Genomic DNA, 25333 nt, shown 5'->3' on the forward strand with positions numbered 1-25333 from the left:
GACGCCCGGCCGGCCCCCCGAGGACCCCACGGACATACAGACGAAGGACTGAAGCACCATGACTGACGCACTGAAGCGCCTCAGCGACGAAGGCGTGGCGATCTGGCTGGACGACCTCAGCCGCAAGCGGCTCAACAGCGGCAACCTCGCCGAGCTGGTGCAGCACAAGCACGTGGTGGGCGTCACCACCAACCCGACCATCTTCCAGAAGGCCATCGGCGGCGGCGACTCCTCCTACGACGGCCAGCTGCGCGACCTCGCCGTCCGCAAGGTCACCACGGACGAGGCCGTCCGCATGATCACCACCTCGGACGTGCGGGACGCCGCCGACGTGCTGCGCCCGGTCTACGACGCCTCCAACGGCCGCGACGGCCGGGTCTCCATCGAGGTCGACCCGCGCCTGGCCCACGAGACCGCCGCCACCGTCGCCGAGGCCAAGCAGCTGTGGTGGCTGGTCGACCGCCCGAACGTGTTCATCAAGATCCCCGCCACCAAGGCCGGCCTGCCCGCGATCGCCGAGGTCATCGGCAAGGGCATCAGCGTCAACGTCACGCTGATCTTCTCGCTGGAGCGCTACAAGGCCGTCATCGACGCCTACCTGACCGGCCTGGAGGCCGCCAAGGCCAAGGGCCTGGACCTCTCGCAGATCGAGTCGGTCGCCTCCTTCTTCGTGTCGCGCGTCGACACCGAGATCGACAAGCGCCTGGACAAGATCGGCGGCGACGCCCGGGACCTCCGCTCCAAGGCCGCGCTCGCCAACGCCCGCCTCGCCTACCAGGCGTACGAGGAGGTCTTCGGCAGCGTCGACGCCAAGACCGCGGGCAGCGACCGCTGGCGCGCCCTGGAGGCCGCCGGCGCCAAGCCGCAGCGCCCCCTCTGGGCCTCCACCGGCGTCAAGGACCCGGCCCTGCCGGACACCCTGTACGTCACCGAGCTGGTCGCCCCGGGCACCGTGAACACCATGCCCGAGGCCACCCTTGAGGCGACCGGCGACCACGGCGTGGTCACCGGCGGCACCATCGTCCCCAACTACGCCGACGCGAAGGCCGTCATGGACGCCATCGCCGCCGCCGGGGTGGACTACGACGACGTCGTGCAGGTCCTGGAGGACGAGGGCGTGGAGAAGTTCGAGCAGTCCTGGAACGAGCTGCTCGACACCGTCACCGCTTCGCTGGCCTCCTTCGCCGGCGAGAAGTGACCCCTGCTCACACAGCCAGCGCACGAAAGCGGAGCCCATCAAGTGAGCACTGACTTCCCTGAGTTGACGTCGGACTCGGACGCAGGCGACCCCACGCCGGCCCCCGTCAACCCGCTTCGTGACCCCACCGACCGGCGGCTCCCGCGCATCGCGGGGCCGTCCGGCCTGGTCATCTTCGGGGTCACCGGCGACCTGTCCCGCAAGAAGCTGATGCCGGCCATCTACGACCTGGCCAACCGCGGCCTGCTGCCGCCGGGCTTCTCGCTCGTCGGCTTCGCCCGCCGCGAGTGGGAGGACGAGGACTTCGCCAAGGAGGTGCACGACGCGGTCAAGGACCACGCCCGCACCCCCTTCCGCGAGGAGGTCTGGCAGCAGCTCGCCAAGGGCATGCGCTTCGTCCAGGGCGACTTCGACGACGACGACGCCTTCGACAAGCTCCGCGCCACCATCGAGGAGCTGGACAAGGCGCAGGGCACCGGCGGCAACTTCGCCTTCTACCTGTCCGTCCCGCCGAAGTTCTTCCCGACCGTCGTCCAGCAGCTGAAGAAGCACGGCCTGGCCGACCCTCCCCAGGGTTCCTGGCGCCGCGCCGTCATCGAGAAGCCCTTCGGCCACGACCTGGAGTCCGCCCAGGAGCTGAACCGGATCGTCCACGAGGTCTTCCCCCGGGACGAGGTCTTCCGGATCGACCACTACCTGGGCAAGGAGACCGTCCAGAACATCCTGGCGCTCCGCTTCGCCAACCAGATGTTCGAGCCGATCTGGAACCGGTCGTACGTCGACCACGTGCAGATCACCATGGCCGAGGACATCGGCATCGGCGGCCGGGCCGGCTACTACGACGGCATCGGCTCCGCCCGGGACGTCATCCAGAACCACCTGCTCCAGCTGATGGCGCTCACCGCCATCGAGGAGCCGGCGTCCTTCCACCCGAAGGCGCTGGTCGCCGAGAAGCTCAAGGTGCTCAGCGCCGTCAAGCTCCCGGCCGACCTCGGCAAGCACACCGTGCGCGGCCAGTACGCGTCCGGCTGGCAGGGCGGCGAGGAGGTCGTCGGCTACCTCGACGAGGACGGCATCAACCCGGACTCGCGGACCGACACCTACGCGGCCATCAAGCTGGAGATCAACAACCGCCGCTGGGCGGGCGTGCCGTTCTACCTGCGCACCGGCAAGCGGCTGGGCCGCCGGGTCACCGAGATCGCGGTGGTCTTCCAGCGCGCCCCGTACCTGCCGTTCGACTCCTACGCGACCGAGGAGCTCGGGCAGAACGCCCTGGTCATCCGGGTCCAGCCGGACGAGGGCGTCACCGTGCGGTTCGGCTCCAAGGTGCCGGGCACCTCCTTCGAGGTCCGCGACGTCACGATGGACTTCGCCTACGGCGAGTCCTTCACCGAGTCGTCCCCGGAGGCGTACGAGCGGCTCATCCTCGACGTGCTGCTCGGCGACGCCAACCTGTTCCCGCGCCACCAGGAGGTCGAGCTGTCCTGGCAGATCCTCGACCCGATCGAGAAGTACTGGGACGCCCACGGCAAGCCCGCCCAGTACCCGGCCGGCACCTGGGGCCCGGCCGAGGCTGACGAGATGCTCGCACGAGACGGCAGGAGCTGGCGCCGGCCATGAAGATCGACCTCACGGACACCACGTCCGGCAAGATCAACGCCGCCCTGATGGAGGCGCGCCGGGCGGGCGGGTCCACCGCCGCCGGCATGGTGCTCACCCTGGTGATCGTGACCGACGAGGGCAGCGCGTACGACGCCCTCAAGGCCGCCAACGACGCCTCCCGCGAGCACCCCTCGCGCACCCTGGCGGTCATCAAGCGCGCCGGGCGTTCGCCCCGGGCCCGCGCCGAGACCCGCCTGGACGCCGAGATCCTGGTCGGCTCCGACGCCGGCTCCGGCGAAACGGTCATCCTGCGCATGCACGGCGAGCTGGTCTCGCACGCGCAGTCGGTCGTCCTGCCGCTGCTGCTGCCGGACGCCCCGGTCGTGGTCTGGTGGCCGGAGAATGCGCCGCTGCACCCGGCGCAGGACCCGCTGGGTTCGATCGCCCAGCGCCGGATCACCGACGCGGTCACCGCCGAGTCCCCGGTGGGCCAGCTCGCCCAGCGGGCGCAGAGCTACACCCCCGGCGACACCGACCTGGCCTGGACCCGGATCACCGGCTGGCGCTCGATGCTGGCCGCCGCGCTGGACCAGCGGCCGTCCACGATCACCTCCGCGGTGGTCGAGGGCGAGTCGTACAACCCCAGCGTCGAGCTGCTCGGCCTGTGGCTGCACACCCGGCTGCACGTGCCGGTCGAGCGGGTCGTCACCAACGGCCCGGGCATCACCGCGGTGCACCTGCGCACCACGGACGGGGACATCACCCTGGACCGCCCGGACGGCCTGATGGGCACGCTCTCCATGCCCGGCTCGCCGGACCGCCAGGTGGCGCTCAAGCGGCGCGAGACCTCGGAGCTGATCGCCGAGGAGCTGCGCCGGCTCGACCCGGACGACATCTACGCGGCGGCCGTGCGCACTCCGGTGGACCGGCTGCTCGAACCGTCGGACGAGCCGGCCCCGGTGGTCGACGCGGCCGACGAGGTCGCCGTGGAGGCCGTGGCGGCCGCCGCCGAGGCCGCGGTGGCCGCCGAGGCCCCCGCACCCGCCCCCGCGAAGAAGGCGGCCGGCAAGCGCTCCGCCAAGAAGGCGCAGGCATGACGGCCGCCACCCCGCAGCTGGTCGTCCACCGGGACAAGGAGCTGATGGCCCAGACCGCCGCGGCCCGGCTGATCACCCGGATCGTGGACGCCCAGGCCGCCCGCGGCACCGCCTCGGTGGTGCTCACCGGCGGGCGCAACGGCAACGCCCTGCTGGCCGCCATCGCCGCCTCCCCGGCGCGGGACGCGGTCGACTGGGCCAAGCTCGACCTCTGGTGGGGCGACGAGCGGTTCGTGCCCGCCGCCGACCCGGAGCGCAACGCCGTCCAGGCCCGGGCGGAGCTGCTGGACGCCGTCCCGCTCGACCCGGCGCGGGTGCACGAGATGCCCGCCTCGGACGGCGTGGACGGCTCGGACGTCGAGACGGCCGCCGCACGCTACGCGGAGGAGCTGGCGAAGGCGGCCGGACCGGGCGACCGGCTCGGCGTCCCCGCCTTCGACGTGCTGCTGCTCGGCGTCGGCCCGGACACCCACGTCGCCTCGCTCTTCCCCGAGCACCCGGGCGTCCGGGAGACCGGGCTGACGGTGGTCGGCGTGCGCGGCGCGCCGAAGCCCCCGCCGACCCGGATCTCGCTCACCCTCCCGGCGATCCGGGCGGCCCGCGAGGTCTGGCTGCTGGCGGCGGGCGAGGACAAGGCGGGCGCGGTCGCGCTGGCCCTGTCCGGCCCCGGCGAGCTCCAGGCGCCCGCCTCCGGCGCGTACGGGCGCGGGCGCACCCTGTGGCTGCTGGACCGCTCCGCGGCGGCCCAGCTGCCGCCCCAGCTGTACCCGCCGGCCTCGGCCTGAGCACGCGCGAAGGGCGTCACCGTTCTCCCGAACGGTGACGCCCTTCGTGTTGCTGCCGCGCGCCCGCGGGCACCCGCCCCCGGCGCGCGGCGGTGCGTCTCAGATCTCGCCGCGGAGCTTGGCCAGCGCCTCGGCGAGGATCGCCTCGCCGTCGGCGTCGGTCCGGCGCTCGCGGACGTAGGCGAGGTGGGTCTTGTACGGCTCGTTGCGGGACGGCGCGGGCGGGTTGTGCTCGTCCTGGCCGGCCGGGAAGCCGCAGCGCGGGCAGTCCCAGGTCTCCGGGATGACCGCTTCGGCCGCGAAGCTCGGGCGGGTCTCGTGCTTGTTGGCACACCAGAAGGAGATCCGGTTGCGGGGGGCGGATTCGCCGCGCTCCGCCTCACCCATCGGGCCGGCTCCGACCCTGCTGCCACGGATGGCGTTGCCACTTGCCACGGTCTGACTCCCTGCGTGCTGGTGCGCCGACCCGCCGCGATGCGCGTCGGTGGCGAAAGTCGTCCTAGTGTAAGCAGGAGTTAAGGATGCGCCACCACCGGCTCCGCCCCGGACCGTTCCAGCATAGGCCGCGGGGCGACGGGGCGTCAGAGGTACGTCAGCTCTTGTACTTCATGACCAGGCTCAGCACGATGATGCATGCGAACCAGCCGAGTCCGACCACGATCGTGATGCGGTCCAGGTTGCGCTCGGCCACCGCCGAGCCGCCACCGGTCGACATCGCGCCGCCGCCGAACATGTCCGACAGGCCGCCGCCCTTACCCTTGTGCAGCAGCACCAGGAGGATCATCAGCAGGCTGAAGACGATCAGGGCAATCGAGAACCCGATAACCACGACGGGACCAACTCTCTCGTATCTTCGGCGAAGGGGCCGGACCGCGCACGGCGGTCCGGCCCCAAAGCCTACGTTGCTGCGGCGGCGTTAGCCTACTGCCTGCTCACGGTACCGCACGATCTTGACGAACTCGTCGGCGTCCAGGGAGGCACCGCCGATCAGGCCGCCGTCGACGTCCGGCTTGGCCATCAGACCGGCCGCGCTGGAGGACTTGACCGAACCGCCGTACAGCACGCGGACCTTCCCGGCCAGCTCGGCGCCGTACAGCTCGGCGATCCGCACGCGGATCGCGGCGCAGACCTCCTGGGCGTCCTCGGGGGTCGCCACCTCGCCGGTGCCGATCGCCCAGACCGGCTCGTAGGCGACCACGATGGACTCGGCCTGGTCGGCCGGGACGTCCTGCAGGGCGCCGTCGAGCTGGGCCAGGGTGTACTCGACGTGGGTGCCGGCCTTGCGGATCTCCAGCGGCTCGCCGATGCAGAGGATCGGGGTGACCCCGCTGCGGTAGGCGGCCTTCACCTTGGCGTTGACGATCTCCTCGTTCTCGCCGTGGTACTGGCGGCGCTCCGAGTGGCCGATCACCGCGTAGGTGCACTTGAGCTTGGCCAGCATCGGGCCGGAGACCTCGCCGGTGTAGGCACCGGAGTCGTGCTGCGAGATGTCCTGCGAGCCGTACTTGATCTTCAGCTTGTCGCCGTCGACCAGGGTCTGCACCGAGCGGAGGTCGGTGAACGGCACGAGGACGGCCACCTCGACCGACTCGTAGTCCTTGTCGGCCAGCGCGAAGGCCAGCTTCTGGGTGTGCTGGATGGCCTCGAGGTGGTTGAGGTTCATCTTCCAGTTGCCCGCCATCAGCGGGAGACGCTCAGTCATTGCGGTATCAGCCTTCCAGGGCGGCGAGACCGGGAAGGGTCTTGCCCTCCAGGTACTCGAGGCTCGCGCCACCGCCGGTCGAGATGTGCCCGAACTTCGTCTCGTCGAAGCCCAGGATGCGGACGGCCGCGGCGGAGTCGCCGCCGCCGACCACGGTGAACGCGTCGCTGTCGACCAGGGCCTGGGCGACGGCCTTGGTGCCCTCGGCGAAGGCCGGGTGCTCGAAGACGCCCACCGGGCCGTTCCAGAACACCGTCTTCGCGTCGGCCAGCTTCGCCGCGAACAGCTCGCGGGTCTTCGGGCCGATGTCGAGGCCCTCCTTGTCGGCCGGGATGCCGTCGGCGCCGACGACCTCGAAGTCCTCGACCGGGGCGTGCGTCTTGGTGTCCGGGAACTTCGCGGAGATCGCGACGTCCACCGGCAGCACGAACTCGACGCCGCTCTCCTCGCCGCGCTTCAGGTAGTCCAGCACCGTCGGGATCTGGTCCTCCTGCAGCAGCGAGATGCCGACCTCGTGGCCCTTGGCCTTGAGGAAGGTGTACGCCATGCCGCCGCCGATCAGGATGCGGTCGGCCTTGCCGAGCAGGTTGTCGATCACGCCGACCTTGTCCGAGACCTTGGAGCCGCCGAGCACCACCACGTACGGGCGCTCGACCTCCTCGGTGAGGCGCTTGAGCACGCCCACCTCGGTGGCGATCAGGTCACCGACCGCGTGCGGCAGGCGGGCCGGCAGGTCGAACACCGAGGCGTGCTTGCGGTGCACCGCGCCGAAGCCGTCGCCGACGTAGAGGTCGGCCAGGCCCGCCAGCCGGTCGGCGAAGGCGCCGCGCTCGGCGTCGTCCTTGCTGGTCTCACCGGCGTTGAAGCGCAGGTTCTCGAGCAGCGTGACCTCGCCGTCGGCCAGGGCGGCGACGGTGGCCTTCGCGCTCTCGCCCACGGTGTCGGTCGCGAACGCGACCGGCTTGCCGAGGATCTCGCCGAGGCGGACGGCCACCGGCGCGAGGGAGAACTGCGGGTCCGGCTCGCCCTTGGGGCGGCCGAGGTGGGAGGCGACGACGACCTTCGCACCGCGCTCGACGAGCTTGGCGATGGTCGGGGCGACGGCGCGGATCCGGCCGTCGTCGGTGATCGTGCCGCCGGACAGCGGGACGTTCAGGTCCGCGCGGACGAACACGCGCCGGCCGGCGACGTCCAGGTCTTCGATGGTCTTCACGGTCTTCGGTCTCCTGGCGAGAAGGTGGAGCAGGCGACGGCACAACGGCGGGCCGTCAATTGGGAGTTGAGGGTGCGCAGACGGAGGGCCCGGTCGGCTTCGCACATGCCTTCCGGGCCCTCCCCCCTACTTCACGTCAGCTCCCGCTGCGTCAGAGCCGGCCACCGACGAGGGTGGTCAGGTTGACGAGGCGGTTCGAGTAGCCCCACTCGTTGTCGTACCAGCCGAAGACCTTGACCTGGTTGCCCTGGACCATGGTCATCAGCGAGTCGAAGATCGTGGAGAACGGCGAGTTCACGATGTCGGAGGAGACGATCGGGTCCTCGGTGTACTGCAGGATGCCCTTGAGGGTGGTCTCCGAGGCCTTCTTGAAGGCCTCGTTGACCTCGGCGACGGTGACGTCGCGCTCCAGGGTGACGACCAGGTCGGTGATCGAGCCGGTCGGGACCGGGACGCGCAGCGAGGTGCCGTCCAGCTTGCCCTTGAGCTCGGGCAGGACCAGGGCGGTCGCCTTGGCGGCACCCGTCGAGGTCGGGATGATGTTGAGGGCCGCGGCGCGGGCGCGACGCAGGTCCTTGTGCGGGAAGTCCAGGGTGACCTGGTCGTTGGTGTACGCGTGCACCGTGGTCATCAGACCCTTGACGATGCCGAAGTTCTCGTTCAGCACCTTGGCCAGCGGCGCCACGCAGTTGGTGGTGCAGGAGGCGTTGGAGATGACGGTGTGCTTCTCGGCGTCGTACTTGTCGTCGTTGACACCGATGACGATGGTGATGTCCTCGTCGGTGGCGGGCGCCGAGATGATGACCTTCTTGGCACCGGCGGCGACGTGCTTCTTGGCCGCCTCGGCCTTGGTGAAGATGCCGGTCGACTCGATGACGACGTCCGCGCCCAGCTCGCCCCAGGGGAGGTTGGCGGGATCGCGCTCGGCGATGACCTTGAAGGTCTTGCCGTCGACGGTGATGCTGTCAGCGGTGTGCGAGACCTCGCCCTGGAAGGTGCCCAGGATCGAGTCGTACTTCAGCAGGTGCGCCAGGGTCTTGGTGTCGGTCAGGTCGTTGACACCGACGATCTCGATGTCCGCGCCCTGGGCCTGAACCGCACGGAAGAAGTTGCGGCCGATGCGGCCGAATCCGTTGATGCCTACCCGGATCGTCACGAACCGATCTCCTCGTTAGGTACGCCGGACGCTATGCCGACGGGGTGGAATTTGGGATGTCCCCGACCGCCTATGACCCTACCCCTCCAAGGCCGGGTAGAGCACATCAGCCCGCTCCGCAACCCCTGGCGTGGCGCGTGATCCGGGCGTCTTCGGGCCTTCCGTCCTTGCCCTCCGGGGCAGTTGGTCCCGGGCCCGCGGGCCCTCCGGCGGGAGCCCTCCGTCCGCCCCTCGGACACGGCACCGCCGGTGCCCGAACAGCGGGCACCGGCGGGGGAGATCATCACCGAACGCGATCGTCAAGAGTCAGTTGAGTGCCATCTCGTCCGTCAGGTTGGCCTCGGTGCTCGGCAGGCCCAGCTCGGAGGCGCGCTTGTCGGCCATCGCCAGCAGCCGGCGGATCCGGCCGGCCACCGCGTCCTTGGTCAGCGGCGGGTCGGCGAGGGCGCCCAACTCCTCCAGCGAGGCCTGCTTGTGCTGCATCCGCAGCTGACCGGCGGCGGCCAGGTGCTCGGGCACCTCCTCGCCCAGGATCTCCAGCGCGCGCTGCACCCGGGCACCGGCAGCCACCGCGGCCCGGGCCGAGCGGCGCAGGTTGGCGTCGTCGAAGTTGGCGAGCCGGTTGGCGGTGGCGCGCACCTCGCGCCGCATCCGGCGCTCCTCCCAGGCGAGCACCGACTCGTGGGCGCCGAGGCGGGTGAGCAGCGCGCCGATGGCGTCGCCGTCGCGGATCACCACCCGGTCCACGCCGCGCACCTCGCGGGCCTTGGCCGGGATGCCGAGCCGGCGGGCGGCGCCGACCAGGGCGAGGGCGGCCTCGGAGCCGGGGCAGGTGATCTCCAGCGAGGAGGAGCGGCCGGGCTCGGTGAGCGAGCCGTGCGCCAGGAAGGCCCCGCGCCAGGCCGCCTCGGCGTCGCAGGTGGCGCCGGAGACCACCGCCGGGGGCAGGCCCCGGATCGGCCGGCCCCGGCCGTCCACCAGACCGGTCTGCCGCGCCAGCAGCTCGCCGTCCTTGACCACCCGGACCACGTACCGGCTGCCGCGCCGCAGGCCGCCGGGGGCCATCACGACCAGGTCCGAGGAGTGTCCGAAGATCTCCAGCAGGTCCTTGCGCAGACGCCGGGCGGCCGCGCCGGTGTCGAGCTCCGCCTCGATCACGATGCGGCCGCTCACGATGTGCAGCCCGCCCGCGAATCGCAGGATCGCCGACACCTCCGCCTTGCGGCAGCAGGCCCGGGTGACCGGGAGCCGGCTGATTTCGTCCTTCACCGCTGGAGTCATCGCCATGGCCCGATCCTTCCATGTGTCCGGAAAATCCGGTCGTACGCGGCTGCCAAGAGCTCCGGGTCGTGTCGCGGCGTGCCGTCGGTACGGGCGACCCGGCCGAGCACCAGGGCGGCGCCCATCCGCTCGGCGGCCTTCTCCAGGCCGGCCAGGTCCGCCTGGCCGAAGGCGCCGCCGGTGACGGCGCGCTCGTCCACCAGGATCGCATCCACCGCGAGGTCCGCGGCGTGGTCGGCGATGACCTCCAGGTGACGCTGCGGGGTGAAGCCCTCGGTCTCGCCCGGCTGCGGGGCCAGGTTCAGGGTGAGCAGGCGGCGCGCGCGGGTCTCGACCAGCGCCTTGGCCAGCTCGGGCACCAGCAGGTGCGGCAGCACGCTGGTGAACCAGGAGCCGGGGCCGAGCACCACCCAGTCCGCCTCGCGGACGGCGGTGACCGCCTCCGGGACGGCCGGCGGCTCGTCCGGCAGCAGCCGCACCGACTGCACGGTGCCCGGGGTCACCGCGACGCTGGCCTGGCCGCGGACGGCGGCCAGCTCGGCCGGGTGCGCCGGGTCGTGGCCGCGGACGACCGCCTCGATGTCCAGCGGGACGGCCGACATCGGCAGCACCCGGCCCTGGACGTTGAGCAGCCGGCCGACCCAGTCGAGGGCGGCGACCGGGTCGCCGAGCTTCTCCCAGAGCGCGACGATCAGCAGGTTGCCGACGGCGTGGCCGCCCAGCTCGCCGCTGCCGGTGAAGCGCTGCTGGATCACCTCGGACCAGGTGCGGCCCCAGTCGTCGTCCCCGCAGAGCGCGGCCAGCGCCTTGCGGAGGTCGCCCGGGGGCAGCACCCCCAGCTCCTCGCGGAGCCGGCCGCTGGAACCGCCGTCGTCGGCGACGGTGACCACGGCGGTCAGGTCGGTGGTGAGCCGGCGCAGCGCGGACAGCGAGGCGGACAGGCCCTGGCCGCCGCCGAGCGCGGTGATCCGGGGCGCCTGGTTGGTCCGGGGCGCCTGGTGGGGACGGGCCGGGCTGGTGCGGGCCGCTCCGGCGCGGGGCCGGCCGGTCGCGAAGGACCGGGCCGCCACCCCGCTCCGGTCGGCGGCCTTGTTCTGAAACTGCCGCCCGGGCACGTATCCCGTCACACCTACCTCGCGTTCCTCTTGCCGGCCGCCGACCTTCCGCCGGCGGCCCGGCAGGGGGTGCGGCGGCTACTCCCGTCCCATGTCACGGTGGACGAGCACCGTTTCGACGCCGTCCGAGATGAGACGTTTCGTCAGGCGCTCGGACATCGCGACGCTGCGGTGCTTGCCACCGGTGCAGCCTACGGCAAGCGTCATGTAGCGCTTCCCCTCGCGGCGGTACCCCTCGGTGACGATGCGCAGCAGCTCCGCGTAGCCGTTGAGGAACTCGTTGGCCCCGGGCTGCTGGAACACGTAGTCGGCGACGTCGGCGTCGGTGCCGGTACGGGCCCGCAGCTCGGGCACCCAGTGCGGGTTGGGCAGGAAGCGGCAGTCCACCACGAGGTCGGCGTCGACCGGCAGGCCGTACTTGAAGCCGAAGGACATCACGGTGGCCCGCAGCTCGGGTTCGTCGTGGTCGGCGAACTGGGCGTCGAGCTTGGCGCGCAGCTGGTGGACGTTGAGGTTGGAGGTGTCGATCACCAGGTCGGCCTCGCCGCGCAGCTCGCGCAGCAGGTCCCGCTCCTGGGCGATGCCGTCGACGATCCGGCCGTCGGCCTGGAGCGGGTGCGGGCGGCGCACTCCCTCGAAGCGGCGGACGAGGGCGTCGTCGGAGGAGTCCAGGAAAACCACACGGAGCCGGACGCCGCGCTTCTCCAGCTCGTCCAGGGAGGTCAGCAGGTCGTCGAAGAACTGCCGGCCGCGGACGTCGACGACGGCGCCGATCCGGGCGACGTTGCCCTGGGACCGGGCGCCGAGGTCGACCATGGTCGGGATGAGGGCCGGCGGCAGGTTGTCCACCACGAACCAGCCCAGGTCCTCCAGGCACTTGGCGGCGGTGGAGCGGCCGGCTCCGGACATGCCGGAGATGATCACCAGCTCCGGGGTGTTCTCTCCGCCGGCCTCCGGCCGGGCGGTGCCCCCGTAATCGGACACGGTCACTTCGGTTCCCCGCTCTCGGTGGTTCTGCTGTGGAGAACGCGCGTCGCGCGGGCAAGCTTCCCCGGCTCACTCGGGCGAGTGAGCACGGGGCGCGCCGGCTGACGGGCGGCATCGGCCGTCATGGCGTCTCCTGGGTGGGTGCGGTCTCGGGTGCCGCGGGCGCCGGCTCATCGGCGCCGTCCTCGATGATCTCGCCCGTGGCGGTGTTCACGGCTGGTGCGGCAGGTGTACGGGACGACAACGCCGCCGCAACTGTCTCCGCCGTCCGCCGGCCGATGCCGGGGACGGCGCAGAGTTCGTCGACGGTGGCCGCCCGGAGCTTCTTCAGCGAGCCGAAGTGCTTGAGCAGCGCCTGACGGCGAGTCTCGCCGAGGCCGGGGACGGAGTCCAGTTCTCCGGCGGTGAGTCGCTTGGAACGCTTGCCCCGCTGGTAGGCGATGGCGAAGCGGTGGGCCTCGTCGCGGACCCGCTGGAGCAGGTAGAGGCCCTCGCTGCTGCGCGGGAGCACGACCGGGTCGTCCTCGCCGGGCAGCCAGACCTCCTCCAGGCGCTTGGCCAGGCCGCAGAGCGCGACGTCGTCGATGCCGAGCTCGTCCAGGGCCCGCTGGGCGGCGGCGACCTGGGGCTGGCCGCCGTCGACGACGATCAGCTGCGGGGGGTAGGCGAAGCGGCGCGGGCGGCCCGTCTCGGGGTCGACCGGGCCGCCCGGCGCCTCGGTGCCCGGCTCGTCCTCGGAGCCCTCCTCGGGGCCCGTCTCGGGGACGGCCCACTCGCCGGTCTGCTCGCGTTCCTGCAGGTAGCGGCGGAACCGGCGGCTGATCACCTCGTGCATCGAGCGGACGTCGTCCTGGCCCTCGAAGCCCTTGATCTGGAAGCGGCGGTACTCGCTCTTGCGGGCCAGGCCGTCCTCGAAGACGACCATCGAGGCGACCACGTCCTCGCCCTGGAGGTGGGAGATGTCGAAGCACTCGATGCGCAGCGGGACGGAGTCCAGCTCCAGTGCGTCGGCGATCTCCTGGAGGGCGCGGCTTCGCGTGGTGAGGTCGGAGGCGCGCTTGGTCTTGTGCAGGGCGAGCGCCTGTTGGGCGTTGCGCTGCACGGTGGCCATCAGGTCCTTCTTGTCGCCGCGCTGGGGCACCCGCAGGTCGACCTGGCTGCCGCGCAGGCCGCTCAGCCAGTCGCGGGCCGGCCCGGCGGGGTCGGGCAGTGCGGGCACCAGGACCTCGCGGGGGACGGACTCGCCGCTCCCGTCCTCGCGGGCGCCGCCGTAGAGCTGCTGGAGGGCGTGCTCGACCAGTCCCGCGGTGTCGACGTCCTCGACCTTGTCGGTGACCCAGCCGCGCTGGCCGCGGACCCGGCCGCCGCGGACGTGGAAGATCTGGACGGCGGCCTCCAGTTCGTCCTCGGCGACGGCCAGCAGGTCGGCGTCGGTGGCGTCGGCGAGGACGATGGCGTTCTTCTCCATGGCCCGCTTGAGCGCGCCGATGTCGTCGCGCAGGCGGGCCGCCTTCTCGTACTCCATCTCGACCGCGGCCTCCTGCATCTCGCCCTCCAGGCGGCGCAGGTAGTTGCCGGTGCGGCCGGCCATGAAGTCGCAGAAGTCCTCGGCCAGGGCGCGGTGTTCCTCGGGCGAGACCTTGCCGACGCAGGGGGCGGCGCACTTGCCGATGTAGCCGAGCAGGCACGGGCGGCCGACCTGGCGGGCGCGCTTGAAGACGCCGTTGGAGCAGGTGCGGACGGGGAAGACGCGCAGCAGCAGGTCGACGGTCTCGCGGATCGCCCAGGCGTGGCCGTAGGGGCCGAAGTAGCGCACGCCCTTCTTGTGCGCGCCGCGCATGACCTGGACCCGCGGGTACTCCTCGTTCAGGGTGACCGCGAGCTCGGGGTAGCTCTTGTCGTCGCGGTACTTGACGTTGAAGCGGGGGTCGAACTCCTTGATCCAGGAGTACTCCAGCTGGAGCGCCTCCACCTCGGTGGCGACCACGGTCCACTCCACCGAGGCGGCGGTGGTGACCATGGTCGCGGTGCGCGGGTGCAGTCCGGCGAGGTCCTGGAAGTACGAGGAGAGCCGCGGGCGCAGGCTCTTGGCCTTGCCGACGTAGATGACCCGCCCGTGGGCGTCGCGGAACTTGTAGACGCCTGGCGAGGTGGGGATCGCGCCCGGCGCCGGGCGGTAGGTGGACGGGTCAGCCATGGGTCCACCGTACCGAGTCGGGCCGGGCCTTCGGAGGGGAGATCAACTGCTTCAGCGCGGGGTCACCTTGAGGTTGCCGCCCTCGACCGCCACGGTGTACTCGGGCAGCGGGGTGGGGGCCGGGCCTTCCAGCACGGCGCCGTCGGTGATGCCGAAGAGGCTGCCGTGGCAGGGGCACTGGATCTTCTGGTTCTTGACCTGGTCGACGACACAGCCGGCGTGGGTGCACTTGGCGCTGAACGCCTTGTACTGGCCCTCGGTGGGCTGGGTGACGACGATCTTCTTCTCGCGGTAGACGGTGCCGCCGCCGACCGGCACGGCGGCGGCCGGGCCGACGTCCACCGGGGTCCCGGCGGCGGAGGAGTCGGAGGAGGACGAGGAGCAGCCGGAGACGGCGAGCGTGCCGCCGGCGGCGAGGACGGCCGCGGCACCGCAGAGCAGGGTGCGGCGGGAGGTGGCGGGGCTGTCGGCCGGCAGGCTGTCGGGGGCCTCGGGCATGAGGGTGCTCCTGGTCTGGCGGGTGTCACCGCGGCTGCGGGGGTGTGCGCGGCCGCGACGGCCCGGCTGCTGCGGGCCGGGCGGAAGTCTATGCCGGGTTTATCCGGCCGCCCCCCGTGCGTCGGGGGGCGGCCGGAACGGGTTTCGGCCTACTTCTTGGCGGCCACGGCGCGCTTGCGCGGTGCCCTGGCCTTGACCGGGGCGACCGGGGCGTCCTCGAACTCGCCCGGCAGGATGTCCCGGAGGAACTTGCCGGTGTGGCTCTCGGAGACGGCCGCGATCTGCTCCGGGGTGCCCTCGGCGACGACCGTGCCGCCGCCGGAGCCGCCCTCGGGGCCCATGTCGACGATCCAGTCGGCGGTCTTGATCACATCGAGGTTGTGCTCGATGACGATCACCGTGTTGCCCTTGTCCACCAGCCCGGAGAGCACCTTGATCAGCTTGCTGATGTCCTCGAAGTGCAGACCGGTGGTCGGCTCGTCGAGCACGTAGACCGTCCGGCCGGTGGAGCGCTTCTGCAGCTCGGAGGCGAGCTTGACGCGCTGGGCCTCGCCGCCGGAGAGGGTCGGCGCGGACTGGCCGAGCCGGACGTAGCCGAGGCCGACGTCGTTGAGCGTCCTCAGGTGGCGGGCGATCGCCGGGACGGCCTCGAAGAAGCCGAGCGCCTCCTCGATGGGCATGTCCAGCACCTCGGCGATGGACCGGCCCTTGTAGTGGACCTCCAGCGTCTCCCGGTTGTACCGGGCGCCGTGGCAGACCTCGCACGGGACGTAGACGTCCGGCAGGAAGTTCATCTCGATCTTGATGGTGCCGTCGCCGGAGCAGTTCTCGCAGCGGCCTCCCTTGACGTTGAAGGAGAACCGGCCGGGCAGGTAGCCGCGGACCTTGGCCTCCTGGGTCTCCGCGAAGAGCCGCCGGACGTGGTCGAAGACGCCGGTGTAGGTGGCCGGGTTGGAGCGCGGGGTCCGGCCGATCGGCGACTGGTCGACGTGCACCACCTTGTCCACCTGCTCGGTGCCGGTGATCCGGGTGTGCCGGCCGGGCACCGTGCGGGCGCCGTTCAGCTCCCGGGCGAGGTGGGTGTAGAGGATGTCGTTGACCAGGGTCGACTTGCCGGAGCCGGAGACGCCGGTGATCGCGGTGAAGGTGCCGAGCGGGAAGCCGACCGTGACGTCCTTGAGGTTGTGCTCGCGGGCGCCGTGGACGGTCAGCTGGCGCTTCTTGTCCCGGTCGCGGCGGGCGGCCGGGATCGGGATGGACCGCTTGCCGGAGAGGTACTGGCCGGTGAGCGACTCCTTGTTGGCGAGCAGCTGCTTCAGCGAGCCGGAGTGGACCACCTTGCCGCCGTGCTCGCCGGCGCCGGGGCCGATGTCGACCACCCAGTCGGCCATCTTGATGGTGTCCTCGTCGTGCTCGACGACGATCAGGGTGTTGCCGATGTCGCGGAGCCGGACGAGGGTCTCGATCAGCCGGTGGTTGTCGCGCTGGTGCAGGCCGATGGACGGCTCGTCCAGCACGTAGAGCACGCCGACCAGGCCGGAGCCGATCTGGGTGGCGAGCCGGATGCGCTGGGCCTCGCCGCCGGAGAGGGTGCCGGCCGCGCGGTCGAGCGAGAGGTAGTCCAGGCCGACGTCGACCAGGAAGCGGAGCCGCTCGTTGACCTCCTTGAGGACGCGCTCGGCGATCTGCTTGTCCCGGGCGTTGAGCTTCATCGCGCCGAGGAAGTCGGAGCAGTCGCTGATCGACATCGAGGAGACCTCGGCGATCGAGCGGCCCTCGACGGTGACGGCCAGCACCACCGGCTTGAGCCGGGTGCCCTGGCAGGTCGGGCAGGGCACCTCGCGCATGTAGCCCTCGAAGCGCTCGCGGCTGGAGTCGCTCTCCGCCTCGGTGTGCCGGCGCTGGATGAACGGCACCGCGCCCTCGAAGCCCGTGGTGTACGAGCGGTCGCGCCCGTACCGGTTGCGGTAGCGGACCTCGACCTGGTGCTTGTGCCCGTACAGCAGCGCCTTCTTCGCCCGGGCCGGCAGTCCGGCCCAGGGGATGTCGGTGCGGAAGCCCAGCTCACCGGCCAGCGCGTCGATCAGGCGCTGGAAGTACTCCTTGGTGTGGCCGCCGGACCACGGGTGGATGGCGCCCTCGTCCAGCGACTTCTCGTCGTCGGGGACGACCAGCTCCGGGTCGACCTCCATCCGGTTGCCGAGGCCGGAGCAGTCCGGGCAGGCGCCGAACGGCGAGTTGAAGGAGAACGAGCGCGGCTCCAACTCCTCGAACGACACGTCGTCGTACGGGCAGTAGAGGTGCTCGGAGTACATCCGCTCGCGCTCGGGGTCGTCCTCCGGGAGGTCGACGAAGTCGAGCACGACCATGCCGCCGGAGAGCCGCAGGGCCGTCTCCACCGAGTCGGTCAGGCGGCGCTTGGCGCTCTCCTTGACGGTGAGGCGGTCGATGACCACCTCGACGGTGTGCTTCTCCTGCTTCTTGAGCTTGGGCGGCTCGGCGAGCTGGACCGTCTCGCCGTCCACCCGGGCGCGGGCGTAGCCCTTCGACTGGAGGTCGGCGAAGAGGTCGACGAACTCGCCCTTGCGCTCGCGCACCACCGGGCTGAGCACCTGGAAGCGGGTGCCCTCGGCGAGCTCCAGTACCTTGTCCACGACGGCCTGCGGGGACTGCTTGGCGATCGGGCGCCCGCAGTGCGGGCAGTGCGGCTTGCCGATCCGGGCGAACAGCAGGCGGAGGTAGTCGTAGACCTCGGTGATGGTGCCGACGGTCGAGCGCGGGTTGCGGTTGGTGGACTTCTGGTCGATCGAGACGGCCGGGGAGAGGCCCTCGATGAAGTCGACGTCGGGCTTGTCCATCTGCCCGAGGAACTGGCGGGCGTAGGAGGACAGCGACTCGACGTAGCGGCGCTGCCCCTCGGCGAAGATCGTGTCGAAGGCCAGCGAGGACTTGCCGGACCCGGAGAGGCCCGTGAAGACGATGAGGGAGTCGCGGGGCAGGTCGAGCGAGACGTTCTTGAGGTTGTGCTCGCGAGCACCGCGGACGATGAGGCGGTCGGCCACTGCTTCTGGCGCCTTTCTCCGGGGCGAGAGGGCTGGAAAGTGAGGTGTTGCTTCTTCCAGGATGCGGCAGTCAGCCTACTAGCTCACGCGTTCGATTATCGAGCTCGTCCACCCGGGTCCACCCGAACGAGTGAAGCGCCTATCGGGCGTTGACAGGGGCGGTTCGGGAAAACCCCTGCTCAGCCACGACGCGGGGAGATAGCGTCACCCTCGTCAACGAGCGAGGGCCCGTCCGGGCAACGCCACCGACCACTCCGACGGGGAGCGCATCCGATGACCGACGCCGAGACCACCCCCGAGACCACCCCCGAGACCACCCCCCGGGGCGTCCCCCAGGGCGTCCCGGGGAACCACGCCGAAGCCGCCGCCCTCGCGGACGAGCGGCTGCGCCAGGTGGCAGCGAGCACCGGCGCCCTGCTGCGGACCGTGAAGGGGCTGGACCCCGCGGCCCTGGCGGAGCCGTCCGCCCTGCCCGGCTGGACCAGGGGGCACGTGCTGGCCCACCTCGCCCGCAACGCCGACTCGCTGGTCAACCTGCTCGACGGCGCCCGGACCGGCACCGACATCCCGCAGTACGCCAGCGACGAGGCCCGTGACCAGGGCATCGAGGACGGCGCGGGCCGTCCGCTGGAGGTCCAGGCCGAGGACCTGGACGCCACCGGCGAGGGCTTCGCCGCCGCTGCCGCGCTGCTGCCCGACGCGGCCTGGAGCGCCCCGGTCCGGCACCGGACCGGCTACACCTTCCCGGCGTACGACATCCCGTGGAAGCGGCTGATGGAGGTCGAGTACCACCACGTCGACCTGGCCGCCGGCCACACGCCCGCGGACTGGCCGGAGTCCTTCGCGGTGGCGGAGTTCCGGCGGCTGTCGGGCCGGCTGGCCGGGGCCGAGGGCCTCCCCGCGGTCCGGCTGGTGGCCGAGGACACCGCGGACGAGGCCGGGATCGGCTCCGCCGGCGACGGGCCCGGACTGACCGCCGAGGGCCCGGTCCGGGCGCTCACCGCCTGGCTCTCCGGCCGCTCCGCCGGCGACGGCCTCCGGGTCCACCGGGACGGCGTCCCGCTCGCCGACGGCCCCGCCGCCCTGCCGGCCCTCCCCCCGCTGGGCTGACCGCCCCGGAGGCGAGATGCTGTCAGGGCAACCCACACCAGGAGGAGCGGACGGATGACGTACCACGGAGCGGTCAAGGTCGGCGGACCGCCGGACGTGCGCGAGCTGGCCCATCTCATCATCACCAAGGTGGCGGTCGGACCGTACGACAACAACGCCTACCTGCTGCGCTGCCGCGACACCGGCGAGCAGCTGCTGATCGACGCGGCGGCCGACGCGCCGGTGCTGCTGGAGAGCGTCGGCGGGGGCCTGGCCACCGTGGTCACCACCCACCGGCACCACGACCACTGGGGCGCGCTGGCCGAGGTGGTCGCCGCCACCGGCGCCCGCACCGCCGCCGGGCGGATCGACGCCGAGGCCGTCGAGGTGCCGACCGACCTGCCGCTCGACGACGGCGACACCCTGCGGGTGGGCAGCTGCGAGCTGACCGTCCGGCACCTGGTCGGGCACACCCCCGGTGCGATCGTGCTGGTCTACGACGACCCGCAGGGCCACCCGCACGTGTTCACCGGCGACTGCCTCTTCCCCGGCGGCGTGGGCAACACCTGGGGCGACCCGGCGGCCTTCGAGAGCCTCTTCCGGGACGTCAACGAGAAGCTCTTCGACGCCCTGCCCGACGAGGCCTGGGTCTACCCCGGCCACGGCAACGACACCACGCTGGGCGCCGAGCGCCCGAACCTGCCCGCCTGGCGCGAGCGCGGCTGGTAGGACCGGCCCGGGGCGCCCCGGGCCGGTCTGGGCCCGCACGGGCCCCGAGGGGGCGCCGTAGGGGGCCTGGGCGCCGCCGGAAACGACAGCGGGCCCGCGACCACTGCTCGGTCGCGGGCCCGCTGTGCCGGGGGGCGGGGCTCAGGCGTCGATCTTCTCCGCCGCCTCGGCCCGCTCGGCCTTCTTCGAGGCCATCAGGCTGGTCACGGTGGTGACGGCGAGCACCACCACGATGAAGCCCAGCGAGAACGGGATGCCGATCTCCGGCACGTGGGCGCCCTGCTCGTGCGCCGCGTGCAGGACCAGCTTCACGCCGATGAAGCCGAGGATCACCGACAGGCCGTACGAGAGGTGGACCAGCTTCTTCAGCAGGCCGCCGATCAGGAAGTACAGCTGGCGCAGGCCCATCAGGGCGAAGGCGTTGGCGGTGAAGACGATGTACGGGTCCTGGGTCAGGCCGAAGATCGCCGGGATCGAGTCCAGCGCGAACAGGACGTCGGTGGTGCCGATCGCCAGCATGACGATCAGCATCGGGGTCATCAGCCGGCGGCCGTTCTCCCGGATGAAGAGCTTGGTGCCGTGGTACTTGTCGGTCGACGGGAAGCGCCGCTCGATCGTCTTGAGCAGGCGGTTCTCCTCGAACTCCTCGTCCTCCTCGTCGGAGCGCGCCTCCTTGATCAGCTTCCACGCCGTCCAGATCAGGAAGGCGCCGAAGATGAAGAAGACCCAGGAGAACTGCGTGACCAGGGCCGCGCCGCCGGCGATGAAGACCGCCCGGAGCACCAGGGCGATGATCACACCGAACATCAGCACGCGCTGCTGGTAGATCCTCGGCACCGCGAACTTGCTCATGATCAGGATGAACACGAACAGGTTGTCGACGCTGAGCGACTTCTCGGTGATGTACCCGGCGAAGAACTCACCGGCCGGCTGCGCGCCGGAGTGCCACCAGAGGAACCCGCCGAAGAGTGCCGCCAGCACGACCCAGACCGTGGTCCAGATACCGGCTTCCTTGATCGACACCTCGTGCGGCTTGCGGCCGCCGATGAAGAAATCGGCCACGATCAGTGCCAAAAGCACCACGATCGTGCCGACCCAAAGGCTTACGGAAACGTCCACTACTGCTCCTCCGGCAGGTAGGCGAGACAGTCATCGTCACTGCCGGAGGTCTCTTCCGCCCGTCGGGCGCGCTGCGGCGCACCCGCGGACCAGCGCCCCGGGGCGCCGCTGGGGGCGCCCGTGATGACGGGGACGACTGCGGGGGAATACTCCCCTCCGCTGTCAACGAGGGTAACAGAACCCCCAAGTAAAGGTAAAGAAGGTAAAGTCGCCGCCCCCTGCGGCCCCGGCCGGCCGCTACAGGAACGGCTCGATGGCCGGCAGCAGGTCCTGGAAGGTCCGGCCGCGGGCCGGAGCCCCGATCGCCTGCATGCCCCAGCCGCCGGACTCCTCGCGGAACACCTTCGCCATGATCTGCCCGGTGTGCGGACCGCCGCCGGTCAGCTCGTACCGGGCCAGCTCCAGCCCGGTCGACTCGTCGACCAGCCGGCAGTGCGCGTTCCGGACCTCCGCGAAGGTCTGCCCGGTGTACGAGCTCACCGTGAACACCACCTGGGTGATGTGCGGCGGCACGTGCGCCAGGTCGACCAGGATCGCCTCGTCGTCCTCCCCCGCGCCGGCTCCGCCGACCAGGTTGTCCCCAGTGTGCCTGACCGAGCCGTCGGAACTCTCCAGGTGCTGGAAGAAGACGACGTCGGACGGCGTCCGCTCGGCGTACAGCAGGGCCGAGGCGTCCAGGTCGATCTGCCTGGTCCGGCTGCCGAAGAGGCCGCGCCGGGGCGCCGCCTCCCAGCCGAGGCCCATCCGGACGACGGTGAGCGTCTCGCCCGACCCCTTCTGGAGACTGACCCGCTGCCCCTTGGCAAGTGTCACCGACACGGCGATGTGTCCTCTCTGCCCAGCCGCGCGGTCGATCCCCGCGCAGGCTCCACGGTGGAACACCCCGTTGCCGTCCCCCGGCTGAGGCCCCCTGTTTCGGCCGCCCCGTCCAGTGGCGGCACCGCAGGCCAGCCTAGGCCCTGCGGCAGAACGCTTCGATCGCCGTGTACCCCTTTGTGGCAGGGCTGAGACACCGCCGGGCTTGACCGGGAAAGGAACCGGCCACGCCCGACGGGGTCTCGGGAGCGCTCCCCGGGCGGATGCCGGGGGACGGCGGGCGACGACAGGTGACAGCAGGGGACGGGAGCGGGACGACGGGGGGACGGCGCTACGCGATGCCGGCCTCGCGCATCTGCCGCAACTCCTTCTTCAGCTCCTTGACCTCGTCGCGCAGCCGGGCCGCGACCTCGAACTGGAGGTCCGTCGCGGCCGCGTGCATCCGCTCCGTCATCGACTGGATCAGCTCGGCCAGCTCGGCGGCCGGCATCGACTTGGCCGGCTTGCGGTCGCTGCCCAGGGCCGGGACCGGTGCCTTGGCGCCCTTGCCCCCGGCACCGCGGTAGCCGGTGGAGAGCAGCTGGTCGGTGTCGATCTCCTCGCGGGAGAGGGTGTCCAGGATGTCGCCGATCTTCTTCCGCAGCGGCTGCGGGTCGATCCCGTGCTCCTTGTTGTACGCCTGCTGGACGGCCCGCCGGCGGTTGGTCTCGTCGATGGCCTTCTCCATCGCCGGGGTGATCCGGTCCGCGTACATGTGGACCTGGCCGGAGACGTTGCGGGCCGCGCGGCCGATGGTCTGGATCAGCGAGGTGCCGGAGCGCAGGAAGCCCTCCTTGTCGGCGTCCAGGATGGCCACCAGCGAGACCTCGGGGAGGTCCAGGCCCTCGCGGAGCAGGTTGATGCCGACCAGCACGTCGTACTCGCCGGCTCGCAGCTCGCGCAGCAGCTCGACCCGGCGCAGCGTGTCGATGTCGCTGTGCAGGTACCGGACCCGGATGTCGAGGCCGAGCATGTAGTCGGTGAGGTCCTCGGACATCTTCTTGGTCAGGGTGGTGACCAGGACGCGCTCGTCCTTCTCCACCCGCTTGCGGACCTCGTGCACCAGGTCGTCGATCTGGCCCTCGGTGGGCTTGACGATCACCTCGGGGTCGATCAGGCCGGTCGGGCGGATGATCTGCTCGACCTGGCCGTCGCCGCGGGACAGCTCGTACTGGCCGGGGGTGGCGGAGAGGTAGACGGTCTGGCCGATCCGCTCCTGGAACTCCTCCCACTTCAGCGGGCGGTTGTCCATCGCGGAGGGCAGCCGGAACCCGTGCTCGACCAGGGTGCGCTTGCGCGAGGCGTCGCCCTCGTACATCGCGCCGATCTGCGGGACGGTGACGTGCGACTCGTCGATGACCAGGAGGAAGTCCTCCGGGAAGTAGTCGAGCAGGGTGTTCGGCGGGGAGCCGGGCTCGCGGCCGTCGAAGTGCATCGAGTAGTTCTCGACGCCGGAGCAGGTGCCGATCTGGCGGAGCATCTCGATGTCGTAGGTGGTGCGCATGCGCAGCCGCTGGGCCTCCAGCAGCTTGCCCTGCTTCTCCATCCGCGCGAGGGTCTCCTCCAGCTCCTTCTCGATGTCGCCGACCGCGCGCTCCATCCGCTCCGGGCCGGCGACGTAGTGCGAGGCCGGGAAGACGTGGACGGAGTCGTCCTGGCTGATGATCTCGCCGGTGAGCGGGTGCAGGGTGTAGAGCGCCTCGATCTCGTCGCCGAACATCTCGATCCGGACGGCGAGCTCCTCGTAGACCGGGAAGATCTCGATGGTGTCGCCGCGGACCCGGAAGGTGCCGCGGGTGAAGGCGAGGTCGTTGCGGGTGTACTGGATGTCGACGAAGCGGCGGAGCAGGACGTCGCGGTCGATCTCCTCGCCGACCTTGAGCCGCACCATCCGGTCCACGTACTCCTGCGGGGTGCCGAGGCCGTAGATGCAGGAGACGGAGGCGACCACGACCACGTCCCGGCGGGTGAGCAGCGAGTTGGTGGCGGAGTGCCGCAGCCGCTCGACCTCCTCGTTGATCGAGGAGTCCTTCTCGATGTAGGTGTCCGTCTGCGGGACGTACGCCTCGGGCTGGTAGTAGTCGTAGTAGGAGACGAAGTACTCGACCGCGTTGTTCGGCAGCAGCTCGCGGAACTCGTTGGCGAGCTGGGCGGCCAGGGTCTTGTTCGGCGCCATCACCAGGGTGGGGCGCTGGAGCTTCTCGATCATCCAGGCCGTGGTGGCCGACTTGCCGGTACCGGTGGCACCGAGCAGGACGACGTCCTTCTCGCCGCCCCGGACCCGGCGCTCCAGCTCGGCGATGGCCGCCGGCTGGTCGCCGTTGGGCTGGTAGGGACTGACGACCTCGAAGGGCGTCTCTGACCGCTCAATACTCGTGATGGGTCGCACGTGTCCACCGTACGGCCCACCACCGACAAAGACGGGTCCCTCCGGCGGACCCGGCGGACCCGACGGGACGCCCGGCCCGGTCCGGGCCAGCCGCGGGAGGTGTTTGCAAAGTCGCGGCGGACTTTGCAAACACCCCTGGGCACGCCCTAGCGGGCGCTGTCGCGGGCGAGTGCGACCAGGCGGGAGACGGCCCGCAGGTACTTCTTGCGGTAGCCGCCGCGCAGCATCTCCTCCGGGAACACCTGGTCGAAGGGGATCCCGGACGCGGTGACCGGCAGCTCGCGGTCGTACATCCGGTCCGCGAGGACGACCAGGCGCAGCGCGGTGGACTGGTCGTCGACCTGCCGCACGCCGCGCAGGCAGACCGCCGTGACGTCGTCCAGCAGCGCGCCGTAGCGGCTGGGGTGGACGGCCGAGAGGTGGCCGAGCAGGGCGTCGAAGTCGTCCAGCGAGGCGCCGGGGGTGCGGTTCGCGGCGGTGTCCACCTGCGCGTCGGTGTACGGCGGCGGGGCGGCCGGCAGGCCGCGGTGGCGGTAGTCCTGGCCGTCGATCCGCATCGGGCGGAAGTGCGCGGACAGGCCCTGGATCTCGCGGAGGAAGTCGGCGGCGGCGAAGCGCCCCTCGCCGAGCTTCTCGGGCAGGGTGTTGGAGGTGGCGCAGAGCCGCACGCCGTTGTCGACCAGGCGGCCGAGCAGGGTGGAGACCAGCACGGTGTCGCCCGGGTCGTCCAGCTCGAACTCGTCGATGCAGAGCAGCTTGTGCCCGGAGAGCGTGGTCACGGCCTGCTGGAAGCCGAGCGCGCCGACCAGGTTGGTCAGTTCGACGAAGGTGCCGAAGGCCTTGGGGCCGGGCGCGGCGTGCCAGAGCGAGGCGAGCAGGTGGGTCTTGCCGACGCCGTAGCCGCCGTCCAGGTAGACGCCGGCCGGGCCGGTGGGCGCGGGGGCGCTGCGGCGGAACCAGCTGCGCTTCGGGGCGGCGCCGTTCCCGCTGTTGAGCGCGCCGGCGAACTGCTCCAGGACCTGGACGGCCTCGTACTGGCTGGGCTGCGTCGGGTCCGGGATGTACGTCCCGAAGCTCACGTCGGAGAAGCGCGGCGGCGGGACCATCTCGGCGACCAGGCGCTCGGCGGGGACGACGGGGCGCCGGTCGGTGAGCGCGACCGGTCCGGCGGCGGGGCCGTCCGCGGCTATCGGCTCGGAGTCGATCACGGCGTCGGGGTGGGAGGCTGCTGGCACGGTAGTACAGGGTACGCCTGGCCG

21 protein-coding genes are annotated in these 25333 nt (G+C 71.5%); 6 read left to right on the forward strand and 15 right to left on the reverse strand.

Annotated features, from left to right (window positions below; genetic code table 11):
• The first annotated feature begins 58 nt into the window (after positions 1 to 58).
• From tal to pgl, 4 genes are all read left to right on the forward strand, one after another.
• On the forward strand, positions 59 to 1198 hold the full coding sequence (gene tal / locus AC067J_RS31420; RefSeq protein WP_478304950.1) for a transaldolase: 1140 nt from the start codon (positions 59 to 61) through the stop codon (positions 1196 to 1198).
• A gap of 63 nt (positions 1199 to 1261) precedes the next feature.
• Positions 1262 to 2818: a glucose-6-phosphate dehydrogenase gene (gene zwf, locus AC067J_RS31425; protein WP_478305098.1), complete on the forward strand. Its 1557-nt coding sequence runs from the start codon at positions 1262 to 1264 to the stop codon at positions 2816 to 2818.
• Positions 2815 to 3897 carry a glucose-6-phosphate dehydrogenase assembly protein OpcA gene (gene opcA, locus AC067J_RS31430; protein WP_478304952.1) on the forward strand — a complete coding sequence of 361 codons (1083 nt, stop codon included), beginning with the start codon at positions 2815 to 2817 and terminating at the stop codon, positions 3895 to 3897. The genes zwf and opcA overlap by 4 nt, the downstream gene beginning before the upstream one ends.
• Positions 3894 to 4682: a 6-phosphogluconolactonase gene (pgl, locus tag AC067J_RS31435; RefSeq protein WP_478304954.1), complete on the forward strand. Its 789-nt coding sequence runs from the start codon at positions 3894 to 3896 to the stop codon at positions 4680 to 4682. Before opcA ends, pgl begins: the two co-directional genes overlap by 4 nt.
• A 99-nt stretch (positions 4683 to 4781) precedes the next feature.
• On the opposite strand, the gene AC067J_RS31440 is transcribed toward pgl, so the two are convergent.
• The 11 genes from AC067J_RS31440 to uvrA form a co-directional block, all read right to left on the reverse strand.
• Positions 4782 to 5069 (reverse strand): RNA polymerase-binding protein RbpA, encoded by a 288-nt coding sequence (locus tag AC067J_RS31440; RefSeq protein WP_243436955.1) that lies wholly within the window; start codon positions 5067 to 5069, stop codon positions 4782 to 4784.
• Between the two features lie 205 nt (positions 5070 to 5274).
• Positions 5275 to 5511 (reverse strand): preprotein translocase subunit SecG, encoded by a 237-nt coding sequence (secG, locus tag AC067J_RS31445; protein ID WP_478304956.1) that lies wholly within the window; start codon positions 5509 to 5511, stop codon positions 5275 to 5277.
• An 87-nt stretch (positions 5512 to 5598) separates the two neighbouring features.
• On the reverse strand, positions 5599 to 6384 hold the full coding sequence (tpiA, locus tag AC067J_RS31450) for a triose-phosphate isomerase (protein WP_478304958.1): 786 nt from the start codon (positions 6382 to 6384) through the stop codon (positions 5599 to 5601).
• A gap of 7 nt (positions 6385 to 6391) precedes the next feature.
• On the reverse strand, positions 6392 to 7597 hold the full coding sequence (locus AC067J_RS31455) for a phosphoglycerate kinase (RefSeq protein WP_478304960.1): 1206 nt from the start codon (positions 7595 to 7597) through the stop codon (positions 6392 to 6394).
• Between the two features lie 151 nt (positions 7598 to 7748).
• Positions 7749 to 8753: a type I glyceraldehyde-3-phosphate dehydrogenase gene (gap, locus tag AC067J_RS31460; protein WP_478304962.1), complete on the reverse strand. Its 1005-nt coding sequence runs from the start codon at positions 8751 to 8753 to the stop codon at positions 7749 to 7751.
• 306 nt (positions 8754 to 9059) lie between these two features.
• Positions 9060 to 10040, reverse strand: a complete 981-nt coding sequence (whiA, locus tag AC067J_RS31465) for a DNA-binding protein WhiA (protein WP_148642545.1) — start codon at positions 10038 to 10040, stop codon at positions 9060 to 9062.
• Complete coding sequence (locus tag AC067J_RS31470) at positions 10031 to 11161, reverse strand: gluconeogenesis factor YvcK family protein (RefSeq protein WP_478304964.1); 1131 nt, start codon at positions 11159 to 11161, stop codon at positions 10031 to 10033. The genes whiA and AC067J_RS31470 overlap by 10 nt, the downstream gene beginning before the upstream one ends.
• Positions 11162 to 11227: 66 nt before the next feature.
• The gene (gene rapZ / locus AC067J_RS31475; RefSeq protein ID WP_478304966.1) at positions 11228 to 12139 is read right to left on the reverse strand and encodes an RNase adapter RapZ; all 912 of its coding nucleotides are present in this window, start codon (positions 12137 to 12139) and stop codon (positions 11228 to 11230) included.
• 118 nt (positions 12140 to 12257) lie between these two features.
• Positions 12258 to 14333 (reverse strand): excinuclease ABC subunit UvrC, encoded by a 2076-nt coding sequence (uvrC, locus tag AC067J_RS31480; protein ID WP_478304968.1) that lies wholly within the window; start codon positions 14331 to 14333, stop codon positions 12258 to 12260.
• Positions 14334 to 14384: 51 nt separating this feature from the next.
• Positions 14385 to 14831 (reverse strand): Rieske (2Fe-2S) protein, encoded by a 447-nt coding sequence (locus AC067J_RS31485; protein ID WP_478304970.1) that lies wholly within the window; start codon positions 14829 to 14831, stop codon positions 14385 to 14387.
• 149 nt (positions 14832 to 14980) lie between these two features.
• On the reverse strand, positions 14981 to 17893 hold the full coding sequence (uvrA, locus tag AC067J_RS31490; RefSeq protein ID WP_478304971.1) for an excinuclease ABC subunit UvrA: 2913 nt from the start codon (positions 17891 to 17893) through the stop codon (positions 14981 to 14983).
• 273 nt (positions 17894 to 18166) lie between these two features.
• Between uvrA and AC067J_RS31495 the strand changes: the two genes are divergently transcribed.
• Both AC067J_RS31495 and AC067J_RS31500 read left to right on the forward strand, forming a co-directional pair.
• A complete protein-coding gene (locus AC067J_RS31495) occupies positions 18167 to 19003 on the forward strand; it encodes a maleylpyruvate isomerase family mycothiol-dependent enzyme (RefSeq protein ID WP_478304973.1) in 837 nt (278 codons plus the stop codon).
• Between the two features lie 54 nt (positions 19004 to 19057).
• Positions 19058 to 19711, forward strand: a complete 654-nt coding sequence (locus AC067J_RS31500) for an MBL fold metallo-hydrolase (protein WP_478304975.1) — start codon at positions 19058 to 19060, stop codon at positions 19709 to 19711.
• Positions 19712 to 19852: 141 nt separating this feature from the next.
• Here the strand turns inward: AC067J_RS31500 and AC067J_RS31505 are convergent, their stop codons facing one another.
• From AC067J_RS31505 to zapE, 4 genes are all read right to left on the reverse strand, one after another.
• Positions 19853 to 20830: a TerC family protein gene (locus tag AC067J_RS31505; RefSeq protein WP_478304977.1), complete on the reverse strand. Its 978-nt coding sequence runs from the start codon at positions 20828 to 20830 to the stop codon at positions 19853 to 19855.
• Between the two features lie 237 nt (positions 20831 to 21067).
• Positions 21068 to 21649 carry a TerD family protein gene (locus AC067J_RS31510; RefSeq protein WP_478304979.1) on the reverse strand — a complete coding sequence of 194 codons (582 nt, stop codon included), beginning with the start codon at positions 21647 to 21649 and terminating at the stop codon, positions 21068 to 21070.
• Positions 21650 to 21977: 328 nt separating this feature from the next.
• Entirely contained in the window at positions 21978 to 24074 is a 2097-nt protein-coding gene (uvrB, locus tag AC067J_RS31515; RefSeq protein WP_478304980.1) for an excinuclease ABC subunit UvrB, read from the reverse strand.
• A gap of 146 nt (positions 24075 to 24220) precedes the next feature.
• Positions 24221 to 25282, reverse strand: a complete 1062-nt coding sequence (zapE, locus tag AC067J_RS31520) for a cell division protein ZapE (RefSeq protein ID WP_478305100.1) — start codon at positions 25280 to 25282, stop codon at positions 24221 to 24223.
• Positions 25283 to 25333: the final 51 nt, after the last annotated feature.

It is taken from the genome of Kitasatospora sp. NPDC042419, assembly GCF_056437345.1.